We start from the raw sequence: 10,145 nt of genomic DNA on the forward strand, positions 1-10,145 counted from the left end.
TGTTCCCGGAGGACGCCCTGACCGCGCTACGCCCGCGACCGTTCCTGTAAGCGCTCGTAGGCGGCGTTGAGCTCCTTGAACGCCTCCTCGTCGCCGCCCGCGGCGTCGGGGTGCAGCTCCTTCGCCTTCTCGCGGTACGCGCGCTTGACGGCCGCCTCGTCCGCGTCGGCCGAGAGGTCGAGCGTGGCGTACGCCTCGCGGACCGTCGGACCGCCGTCGGCCGGCGGGGCCCGGTCGCGGCGTCCGTCGCGACGGCCGCTCCGGCGTTGCCCGTCCCGTCGGCGCTCGCGGGACTGTCGCCCGCGCGGGTCCGCCCGGCTGCCGGTGAACGCCGCGCGACGGTTCTCGGCGGCCCTGGCTCGCTGCCGGGCTCGCGCGCGATCCCGCGCGGATGCGCCCGTCGCCTGCCGCCGGACCCGGGCCCGAAGCCGGCCGCTGGCGTGGTACCAGAGGAAGTAGGTCGCGAGCGCGAACGGGACCGCGACCGCCAGCATCACCGGGCTGATCGCGAGCCCGCCGACCAGAAGCACCGCCGTCAGCCCCGCGAACGTCGCCGCGAGCCCCACGACCACCCGCTCGTTCGAGAGCACGGTCTCCGTTGGGGGCGAAGCGCCGTAAGCGTCCCGCCGAGACGCCGTCCCCGTCGTCGAAGTGCGTCGAAACGCGTCGTCCGACGGGCCGTCAGTCCGCCGACCGAGCGCTACAGCGCGTCCCGGTAGATCCGCCCGAAGGCGTTCCGCCGGAGCGTACCGGCGGCCGCGTCCGGTTCGTTCTGGAAGGTGGCGGCGACGACCGCGTCGGCGAACGGCGCGGCGTGCCAGACCACGTTGTCGACGTGTTCGGAGCCGAGCACCGTCACGTCCCCCTCGGTGAACGGCCGCTCGTCGAGCCACGCCTCGAACGTCTCGCGGTCGGCGACGTGGACGGTCAGAAGCGACGCGAACAGCGCGTCGCGGGCGGTCTCGATAACCTCGCCGGTGACGCGCTCGTCGTACTCCTCGCCGTCGAAGCCCATCGCCTTCGCCGTCTCTCGGACGACCACCTGCGCCGCCTCGCCGGCCTCCGCGTAGCGGTCGCGCGCCTCCTCCACGGTCGCCGGAGCGAACGAACCATTCGTCTCCATGTCCCCGGATCCGACCGGCGGCGGGAAGGGGTTTCCGCTCCGAAGCGGACAGTCAGGCGTCGTCTTCGCTCCCGGAAGCGTCGTCGTCCGCCCCGTCGCCGTCGTCGAGCATCCGCTCGGTCAACTCGCGCGCTTCCCGCAGGACCTGCTGGACCTCGGGGTCGTCGCGGCCGGGGCCCCCCGACGCGGCCCCCGCGCCGCGCCCGGTGCCGCCGGCGCCGAGCCCGCCCGCTCCGCCGCCGAGGGGGCCGACGTCGGGGCGACCCGGTTCCTGCCCGTGACCCTGCCCGTGGCCGTGCTGATGGTCGTGACCGTCCCCGTCCTCGGTCTCGACCTCCTCGGCGTGCGGCGTCACTTCGCCCGCGAGTTCGGCCGGGGTGCTGTCGCTCCACGCGTCGGCGTGCTCGTCGAGCCACGTCTCGTGGTCGTCGCCGTGCAGCATCGCCGTGAACGCGAGGTGGTGCGCGAGGTGCTCGCCGTCGCGCTGCGGCAGGTCACAGACCGGACACGCGTAGCCCATGTTCGTCCGCACGTCCGCGCGCCGGCCGCTTCAACCCGTCGTCCGCGGTCCGCGACCGAGCCCTCAGGGGTCAGAAAAAGGTCCGCGGACGAGGGCCGGGAACCGCGCCGCTCACGAGGGGTTCTTGCGCGTAAGTTCGCTGCCGCAGATCGGACACCGGTCCTTCTCCTCGTCGAAGACGCGACCGCAGCCGAAACACTGCCACTGCCACTCGCGCTCCTCCGTGATGCCGTCGCGGGCGATCACTTCCACGTCGAGGTCGAGCCGCTCCGCGACGTTCTGCATCGCGTAGTCGTCCGTGACGAGCGTCGCGTCGAGCTCGAAGGCGGCGGCGACGAGGCGGCGGTCCGTCTCCGAGAGCACGTCCGCGTCGCCGGACTCCTCGGCGGCGCGGGTGATCCGGCGGAGCGAGGCCTCGTCGGGGATGTGGACGGTCATGCCGCCCCCCTCCATGGCGTCGAACCGCAGCGCGTGCCCCCCCTCCAGTTCCTCCTTCACCGCCGGGATGGAGGCCGTCGGTCCGTCCGGGTCGTGGCCGTGGATGAACGCGGAGGCGTCGAGGACCCGCATCAGCGGCCGACGACGATGTAGTCCTTCACCGCCTGCACGTTGCCGACGGGGACGAGCATCCGCCCCCGCTCGTCGACCTGAAAGCTCGACCGCGCGGGGTCGAACTGGTCGTTCGGGGTGACGAGCAGGTGGTGGAGCTCGCCCGACTTGAGGTTCATCGTGATGTTGTACAGGTCGCCGAGTTCGGTACCGTCCGCGCCCATCACGGCCTTGCCGGAGAGGTTCTCCGCGAGGATGTCTGCCATGTCCGAACGAACCCGGCCGACCGTCTTAAACGCCACGGGGGCGTCCGACGGGCGGCACACGCCGCGCGGGGGCGGACCGACCGGGAGCGCGGAAGCCGGCCGCCGCACCCGGGATCGGTCCGATCGCTGCGCGACCGCCGTTCTGAAAGGCTTAACTGCCGCCCGCGATTCCTCCCGGTAACGACCGATTTCTCGGGGTGACCTTCGATGGCAGACACACACGCGGACACGCTACGAACGCCAATCGTCGCCGTGCTCGGGCACGTCGACCACGGCAAGACCAGTCTACTCGACAAGATACGCGGCTCCGCCGTCTCGGAGGGCGAGGCGGGCGCGATCACGCAGCACATCGGGGCGACGGACATCCCCCTCGCGACCATCTCTTCGATGGCGGGCGAACTCGTCCAGCCGGAGGACTTCGACCTCCCCGGCCTGCTGTTCATCGATACGCCGGGCCACCACTCCTTCTCCACGCTGCGGGCCCGCGGCGGCGCGCTCGCGGACATCGCGGTGCTCGTCGTCGACGTCAACGACGGCTTCCAGCCCCAGACCGAAGAGGCGCTGGACATCCTCCGGCGGACGGGGACCCCCTTCGTCGTCGCCGCCAACAAGATCGACACCACGCCCGGCTGGAACCCCAACGAGGGCGAGCCGATCCAGCCCACCTACGAGGCCCAGTCCGACCGCGCGCAGTCGATGCTCGACGAGAACCTCTACCAGATCATCGGCCAGCTGTCGGACAACGGCTTCTCCGCGGACCTCTACTGGCGCGTGCAGGACTTCCAGAAGAACATCGGCGTCGTCCCGGTCTCCGCGATCACCGGCGAGGGCGTCCCGGACCTGCTGACCGTCCTGATGGGCCTCTCCCAGCGGTTCATGAAGGAGGAGATGGCCATCGACGTGGCGGGTCCCGGCAAGGGGACCGTCCTGGAGGTGAAAGACGAGCGCGGCTTCGGCGCCACCGTCGACGCCGTGATGTACGACGGCGTGATCCGCACCGGCGACACGGTCGTCGTCGGCGGGCAGGGCGACCCCATCGTGACGGAGGTGCGCGCGCTGCTCCAGCCCCAGCCGCTCGCGGAGATCCGCACGGAGAAGCAGTTCGAGACGGTCGAGGAGGTCGGCGCCGCGGCCGGCGTGAAGATCGCCGCGCCGGACCTCGACGACGCGATGGCGGGCGCGCCCGTCCGCGTCGTCCGCGACCGCACCGAGGCCGAGGTGATCAAGGAGGTGAAAGCCGAGCTCGCGGAGATCGAGGTCGAGACCGAGGAGGACGGCGTCGTCGTGAAGGCCGACACGCTCGGCAGCCTCGAGGCGATGGCGAACGCCCTCGAGGAGGCCGAGGTCCCCATCCTCCGCGCGGAGGTCGGCGACATCGCGCCGCGGGACGTGGCCATCGCGGAGACCGCCAACCAGGACGAGCACAAGGCCATCCTCGGGTTCAACGTCGACCTGCTGTCGAACGCCCGCGACGAGTTGGAGGCCGCGGACGTGAAGCTGTTCACCGACGACGTGATCTACCAGCTGATCGAGGACTACGAGACGTTCGTCGAGGAGCGCAAGCGCGCCCAGCAGGAGACGGTCCTCGACAAGATCGTCCGCCCCGCGCGCGTCCGGATCCTCCCGGACCACACCTTCCGGCAGAACGACCCCGCGGTCGTCGGCGTCGAGGTCCTCTCGGGCACCCTCCAGAACAACCGCAACGTTGGGAAGTTCGAGGGCAACGAGTTCGACCGCGTCGGCCAGCTCTCCGGCATCCAGAAGCAGGGCGAGGACGTCGACGAAGCCCGCGCGGGCGAGCGCGTCAGCGTCGCCATCGACGGCCCGACCGTCGGCCGCGGCATCGAGGAGGGCGACACCCTCTGGACCGAGGTCCCCGAGAAGCACGCGAAGATCCTCGAACAGGAGCTGAAAGACGAGATTACCGCCGACGAGTTGGAGGCACTGACGAGCTACCTCGACACGCGGCGCAAGCGGGACCCCTTCTGGGGGAAGTAGAGATTTTGTGTAGTCTACACAGATTCGGGCGCTTTAGCCGATAGTTGGTGTCAAACCCGCCAGACTACTCTACCAACCTGATAGGTAGCCGCTTCGCCACTTCTTGCGCGTCAATCGAACCCGATCGACACCACCCCAAAAGGTCCCCCGTCAAGATCACAGAGCGGACGGGTCCCTACTCGCGTAGGGGTAGGAGTGAATATGCGCGGACGAAACGTCGCTACAATTTCCGCCCAACGTCTTTCAGGAAATAGAACGCTCCCAGTCCAATCGCCGCGAGGAAAATAATCAGTCCAAGGTTCTCCATCGGGACCGACGTGGACCCCAAACTGTATTGAGTTCTCAGCATACCCTCATTAACTGCCCACAGGATTCCTAATCCTAATCCTGCGGCAAGTAACCAACTTGCCACACCCCCAATATCAAGTCCTCCCATGTTCCAAACGACAAATTGATAATTCAAAAATCTTGACTTAGCGGGGTGGAAGTGGAGCCGACTAATCGTTGCGAACCATCACCAATCTGCGAAAACATCCACCAGCGGACCCATCTTGAGAAGAGCCCAGAATAGGATAATCAAACCGAAGGTGGGGACCGCGATCGTCCGAATCACGTACTCGCCTACCGCCCACGCTTCAGAGAAAGACAATTCGCCAATATTCAGAGTGAGATAGAGAAGTGGGCCTCCCACAACTAAGACGGCTACGGCAGTCACCAAGTCGTCTGCGTCGTTCCAGTCTGACATCTATGCCATCTCCCCTGCAAATTAAAAGAAGGCGAACACGAGAACGCCCCCAAGGGTGAGCGGGACCAACGCCTTGAGCGCGCCCACTGCGAGATTCATCATCCGATACGTACTCTCAATATCTTCGCTCTGAATACTCGCGTTAGACAGTATACTCCCCATCTCGAGCAGGAACGGAGCCACGGCAAGGACTGTGAGCAATGACCCGAACGCAGCTATCTTCCCCCAATGTACTGTCATACACTTGGTATGAGCGGGTGATGACTTAATAGGCTCTGTTGAAATCCTCAGAGAGTTACAGGTTCGCCCGGTAGTCTGACCGCATGGAAGCCCTCCCGAAGTCACAGTTACTCCGGTTCGTTGAGCAAGCGATGCACGTGGCTCGGCGAGCTATCGCTCGTTACTCATCGAAATTCTCGAAACGGCGGTACACACTTCATCAACACATCGTCCTCCTCTGTCTCAAGGTTCGGAAGAATACGACGTACCGGACGCTCCTTGACGAACTTATTGAAATGCCTCGGGTTCGGAGCGTCCTCAATCTTCAGGAAATCCCGTCTCCTTCGACGTTGTGTAAGGCGTTCAACCGCCTTGAAATGGCTGTGTGGCGGGTTCTTCTCAACCTCTCGGTCACGCTTCTCCCTACTAACGGCGTCGTCGGGATAGACGCTTCCGGGTTCGACCGCAGTCATGCCTCGAAGCACTACACGAAGCGAACTAAGTTGACAATTCAGCAGTTGAAAGTTACGCTTCTCGTGGACACGAGAGTAAACGCCATAATCGACTTACACGTGACGACGACACGAAAACACGACTCACAAATTGCACCGTCGCTCATCAAGCGGAATACCGATGAAGTAGCGATTCTCCTCGGTGACAAGGGATACGACGACCAGAAGGTTCGCGCGTTCGCCCGTGACGCTGATGTTCGCCCCCTCATCAAGCACCGAGAGTTTTCGTCGCTCCACAAGGCGTGGAATGCACGGCTGGACGCCGACCTCTACGGCCAACGGAGTCAGAACGAGACAGTGAACTCCAGCCTCAAACGGAAATATGGCGCATTCGTCCGCTCACGATACTGGTGGAAGCAGTTCCGTGAACTCGTTGTCGGCTGTCTCACTCACAACATCGACAAGTCACTCTGAACAGCGGATATCGATGAACAAGACAGCAAGTGGGTCGAACCCTTCTGATTCTCGTCAAAAGAGTCGTGACCGGCTCAGAGGGGATATGCAGCAACCACTCTAGCGATTATCTTCTGAGTTTTCGTTCTATGGCCAGGGTCGAGTCCAACGTTACAGCGATCGTCAAATTGGCAGGATCAGTCAAGAGTCGGCTTGCCAATTGAGCGGGAGAAAGTCCCTGTACCTGTCGACGTACCGTTGTCCGGCGGGCGACTGGAGGTACGAGACGAACGCACGCTCTTGCGGGTTCGGCTCCCCCCACGAATAACACGCGAGGTCAACCGTCGCCGGATATCCCGTCTCGTTCACGCTGAAACGCGTGCCATCAACACTGATGTCCAAAACGGGAGTGTCGTAGACGGCGAAACCGACGGGGACCTCACCGACTGCGTCGTTCCGGGATTCTATTCTGTTGACCCGCGTGGCCTCCCTCCCCCTGCGTTCGTCAACGCCAGCCTCGGGAACGCCGTTAAAAAACGTGTCCATAAGCCAGCGCGGGGGGTTCGCATCGGGACCAGCAATGACCCTGATTTCTCTGTCTGGACCGCCCACCTCCTTCCAGTTCGTTATCTTGCCCGCGTAGATGTCCCGCAACTCCTCTGCCCGCAACGATGTCACGCCGCTGTCGATGATCGGAGGGCTGACGACGAACGCACTCCCGGCGGTTGCAACCGGATGACTGACCGACTGGTCCTCGATTGCAAGCGATTCGCTGATTGCTCCGGTCGTTTTGTACCCAGTGGCACCGAGATCAACCCGGTCAGCAGCGAGGTCTCGGACCACAGCCGTTGGATCAGAATGAGATATGACAGTCGGAACCGGTGGAGTTGACCGCTCACCGGTGGGTTCCAGTCCCTCCTGTCGACAGAAATAGTCAGCTAGTCGTATGTCCGAGGCGATGTCGAGTTCTGCTACCCAACTTCTGTCCGACACTTTCGGGTTCAGATTCCACGTGATAGCCGCTTCATGCAGCACTCGGTGGAACTCCGATCCTGACTGGACGTGCAGCGGCGTGGTGGTCGCTTCGTCTCGTGCATTCATTGTGACCGTCCCCGCTGTCGGTGAGTCGTCAGGCGTTGTCGATGAGCTATCATCGAAGAGTGACGCACAGCCGGCAAGCGACGCGAGGAGGGCGGTACTAGCGGCGAGCGTGTTCCGACGCGAAACGGAGGGCGTCGAGGAAGACCTCATTAGGTTTCGCTGATCGCGCACCGAGTGTAAAAGTTGCTCAGAACCCTATATAGAACTCGTTGGCTAATCGGTCAATCAGAGCCAACAGCTCCGGTTCTACCGTCCAAAAGGATAATTAGGGGTGTGACTACCGCCTGGTTCGCACACTCAACCCTGACCGACTCGCGCCCTGTATGCAGCACGCTCGAATAAATTGTCCATCGAAACTGATGATTTCTCTAACTACCAGTCCCACCTGCCTAAGGACTATTCTGGCAAGAAAGGTGTCGAGAAGATAGGATTTCAACAGAGCCACTTAATACTGTTACGCCGATTCGGGCGTCTGAGTCCTCAAAACCTCAGTTTTGACGGGATAAACTGAGATGATCCCCCTATTCGTGGCCCCACCTCGTTTGCCAGCAAAATCCGCGCGCCCGCTCCACGGCGCTTTGACCTCCTGCCACCGCCTTGCTATCCCCCCCCCCCCCGTTAGTTGTGTTGACGTTTGTATACACGGTTCGTTGGCTTCTGAGGGAAGTAGTCGAGAACAATTCTTCTCGAGCCCGTCACCCACTCGACCGTTTTTGTCCGTCCGGTTCCAACGGCGACCATGGAGTTCGACTTCACCCGCTCGGTGGCTCCGCTCGTCGTGATCGTCGCGGTCGCGTCCGTCGCGCTCACGGCCGTGATGATGCCCTCGACGGTGTTCATGATGGTCCTGCCCTCGATGGTCGTCTTCTCCGTCGTCGCCTTCCTGCTCGGGATGAAGCACGGCGAGTTCCGCGCGGGTTCGTAACGACCCGGCCCGGGCACCGGTCACCGCGACGGTTCTGTACGCGCTCCCACTCCCAGTGGCCACGCCGGTGCGGGCCCGACCGCGACACGGCGCTGCCGCTCACGACTGCGAGCCTGCGGAAAAAGCGAAAAACGCTCTACGCGTAGCGTTCGAGTTCGGGGCGGTCGAGGTCCTCGAAGACGTCCTCGGCGACCTCGGCGAGGAAGGCGGTGCCCTCGCCGGTGAGGCGGCGGCCCTCGCCCTGCGCGGTCTCGACGAGGCCCTCCTCCTCGAGCTGCTGGAGCGCGGTGCGGATGACGTTGCGGGAGCCGGCCGCGTGCTCGCCGGGGCGGACGATGTAGCGGTTGGAGCCGCGCTTCTTGCCGCCGTACTCGGTGGCGAGGCGCTCGACGCCGACCGGGCCGCTCTTGGAGATCTTGCGGAGCAGGCTCGCGGAGCGGACGTACCAGAAGTCCTCCTGCTCGGGGGGGAGTTCGTTGGCGGTGCCGGCCTTCGCGAACTCGGCCCACGCGGGCTCCTCGATGCGGTCCTCCAGTCGCGCGGCGGCCTCCTCGATGAGGTCCTCCGCCGGGACGTCGTAGATGGTTACCATTGAGGCCAAATTCCGTCGCATGCCGTTTAAAGTCATCGTATTCGGGAGGCACCGTGGGAACGGTTTACAGGGCCGGAGCGTCGGGATTCCGGCCGCGTGCCGACCCCTTTTAGTCCGCCGCCGCCGAACCCCGGCCCGATGGACGAACGCGAGGCGCTGGCGCGGATCGGCGCCACCCTCCCACACGCGGGCGACGACGCGGCGGTCGTGGGCGACACCGTCGTCACCACCGACATGCTCCACGAGCGCACGGACTTCCCGGCCGGGACGACGCGCTACACCGCGGGCTGGCGCGCGGTCGGCGCCTCGCTGTCGGACGTGGCGGCGATGGGCGCGGCCGCGACCGCCGCGGTCGCGGTGTACGCCGACGAGCGCTTCGATCCGGAGGAGCTGACGGCGTTCCTCGAGGGCGCCCGGGACGTGTGCGCGGCCGTCGAGGCCGAATACGTCGGCGGCGACCTCGACGAACACTCGGAGTTCACCGTCGCCACGACCGCGTTCGGCGAGGTGGACGAGCGTGCGGGGCCGGTCCGCCGCACCGGCGCCGAACCCGGCGAGGCGGTCTGTGTCACGGGCGAGTGGGGCCGGACCGCGGCCGCCCTCCGGCTGTTCGAAGCCGGGGAGACGGAGCGCGCGAACGACCTGTTCCGGTTCGCCCCGCGCGTGGCGGCCGGTCGCGTGCTCGCCGGCCGCGCGAGCGCGATGATGGACTCCTCCGACGGACTGGCCCGCTCGCTCCACCAGATCGCAGCGGCGAGCGACGTTGGGTTCGCGGTCGACCGCGAGAGGGTCCCGGTCCACTCCGCGGTGGAGGAGGTCGCCTCGGACGCGACGGAACGCTTCGAACTCGCGGCCCACTTCGGCGAGGACTTCGAACTCGTCTTCACCGCACCCGAGCGCGCGCTCGACGCGATCCGAGAGCGCTCACCGACCCGGATCGCCCGGATCGGGACGGTCGAGCCGGCCGAAGCCGGCGTGACCGCCGACGGCGAGCCCCTTCCCGACCGGGGCTACACGCACGGCGGATAAGCCGAACTACCGAACCGCGATACTTACTGTTGCAGACCGATTCAGACACCTCGATTTTCTGAAACTCCCGGCGGTGCGGTGCCGTGCGGTCGGCGCGCGCCGCGGCGACCCTGTGTCGCCGCGACCGCGCGAGGTCGCCAGCGCGCCACTGCACGCTGGCTGCTCGAAAATCT

The 10,145-nt window shown here is 65.3% G+C and carries 14 protein-coding genes; 4 read left to right on the top strand and 10 right to left on the bottom strand.

What is annotated here, in order from left to right:
* Positions 1-26 precede the first annotated feature (26 nt).
* The 5 genes from ACQE3L_RS07190 to ACQE3L_RS07210 form a co-directional block, all read right to left on the bottom strand.
* Positions 27-590 carry a J domain-containing protein gene (locus ACQE3L_RS07190; RefSeq protein WP_426963092.1) on the bottom strand — a complete coding sequence of 188 codons (564 nt, stop codon included), beginning with the start codon at positions 588-590 and terminating at the stop codon, positions 27-29.
* A gap of 110 nt (positions 591-700) precedes the next feature.
* Positions 701-1,123, bottom strand: coding sequence for a DUF5809 family protein (locus ACQE3L_RS07195; protein ID WP_426963093.1), 423 nt, complete (start codon positions 1,121-1,123; stop codon positions 701-703).
* A gap of 52 nt (positions 1,124-1,175) precedes the next feature.
* Positions 1,176-1,643, bottom strand: a complete 468-nt coding sequence (locus tag ACQE3L_RS07200) for a DUF5810 domain-containing protein (protein WP_426963094.1) — start codon at positions 1,641-1,643, stop codon at positions 1,176-1,178.
* Between the two features lie 111 nt (positions 1,644-1,754).
* Positions 1,755-2,213: an NOB1 family endonuclease gene (locus ACQE3L_RS07205; protein ID WP_058366069.1), complete on the bottom strand. Its 459-nt coding sequence runs from the start codon at positions 2,211-2,213 to the stop codon at positions 1,755-1,757.
* Entirely contained in the window at positions 2,213-2,458 is a 246-nt protein-coding gene (locus tag ACQE3L_RS07210) for a PRC-barrel domain-containing protein (RefSeq protein ID WP_058366070.1), read from the bottom strand. Before ACQE3L_RS07210 ends, ACQE3L_RS07205 begins: the two co-directional genes overlap by 1 nt.
* A 207-nt stretch (positions 2,459-2,665) precedes the next feature.
* On the opposite strand from ACQE3L_RS07210, the gene infB reads away from it, so the two are divergent.
* Positions 2,666-4,456 carry a translation initiation factor IF-2 gene (gene infB / locus ACQE3L_RS07215; protein ID WP_426963095.1) on the top strand — a complete coding sequence of 597 codons (1,791 nt, stop codon included), beginning with the start codon at positions 2,666-2,668 and terminating at the stop codon, positions 4,454-4,456.
* Positions 4,457-4,676: 220 nt separating this feature from the next.
* Here the strand turns inward: infB and ACQE3L_RS07220 are convergent, their stop codons facing one another.
* The 3 genes from ACQE3L_RS07220 to ACQE3L_RS07230 form a co-directional block, all read right to left on the bottom strand.
* Positions 4,677-4,892, bottom strand: a complete 216-nt coding sequence (locus tag ACQE3L_RS07220) for a hypothetical protein (protein WP_426963096.1) — start codon at positions 4,890-4,892, stop codon at positions 4,677-4,679.
* A gap of 78 nt (positions 4,893-4,970) precedes the next feature.
* Complete coding sequence (locus ACQE3L_RS07225; protein WP_426963097.1) at positions 4,971-5,201, bottom strand: hypothetical protein; 231 nt, start codon at positions 5,199-5,201, stop codon at positions 4,971-4,973.
* Between the two features lie 21 nt (positions 5,202-5,222).
* Positions 5,223-5,441, bottom strand: a complete 219-nt coding sequence (locus ACQE3L_RS07230) for a hypothetical protein (RefSeq protein WP_426963098.1) — start codon at positions 5,439-5,441, stop codon at positions 5,223-5,225.
* Between the two features lie 83 nt (positions 5,442-5,524).
* Between ACQE3L_RS07230 and ACQE3L_RS07235 the strand changes: the two genes are divergently transcribed.
* Positions 5,525-6,346 (top strand): IS5 family transposase, encoded by an 822-nt coding sequence (locus tag ACQE3L_RS07235; protein WP_426963099.1) that lies wholly within the window; start codon positions 5,525-5,527, stop codon positions 6,344-6,346.
* Positions 6,347-6,526: 180 nt separating this feature from the next.
* Here ACQE3L_RS07235 and ACQE3L_RS07240 read toward each other — a convergent pair whose 3' ends face one another.
* Positions 6,527-7,426 carry a substrate-binding domain-containing protein gene (locus ACQE3L_RS07240; protein WP_426963100.1) on the bottom strand — a complete coding sequence of 300 codons (900 nt, stop codon included), beginning with the start codon at positions 7,424-7,426 and terminating at the stop codon, positions 6,527-6,529.
* 739 nt (positions 7,427-8,165) lie between these two features.
* Here ACQE3L_RS07240 and ACQE3L_RS07245 point away from each other — a divergent pair.
* Positions 8,166-8,351: a DUF7333 family protein gene (locus ACQE3L_RS07245; RefSeq protein WP_426963101.1), complete on the top strand. Its 186-nt coding sequence runs from the start codon at positions 8,166-8,168 to the stop codon at positions 8,349-8,351.
* A gap of 136 nt (positions 8,352-8,487) precedes the next feature.
* On the opposite strand, the gene ACQE3L_RS07250 is transcribed toward ACQE3L_RS07245, so the two are convergent.
* Positions 8,488-8,943 (bottom strand): 30S ribosomal protein S19e, encoded by a 456-nt coding sequence (locus ACQE3L_RS07250; protein WP_058366072.1) that lies wholly within the window; start codon positions 8,941-8,943, stop codon positions 8,488-8,490.
* A 138-nt stretch (positions 8,944-9,081) separates the two neighbouring features.
* Here ACQE3L_RS07250 and thiL point away from each other — a divergent pair, with 138 nt between their 5' ends.
* Positions 9,082-9,972 (top strand): thiamine-phosphate kinase, encoded by an 891-nt coding sequence (gene thiL / locus ACQE3L_RS07255; RefSeq protein ID WP_426963102.1) that lies wholly within the window; start codon positions 9,082-9,084, stop codon positions 9,970-9,972.
* Positions 9,973-10,145: the final 173 nt, after the last annotated feature.

This window comes from Haloparvum alkalitolerans (assembly GCF_050122995.1).
GTDB classification, from domain to species: Archaea; Halobacteriota; Halobacteria; order Halobacteriales; family Haloferacaceae; genus Haloparvum; species Haloparvum alkalitolerans.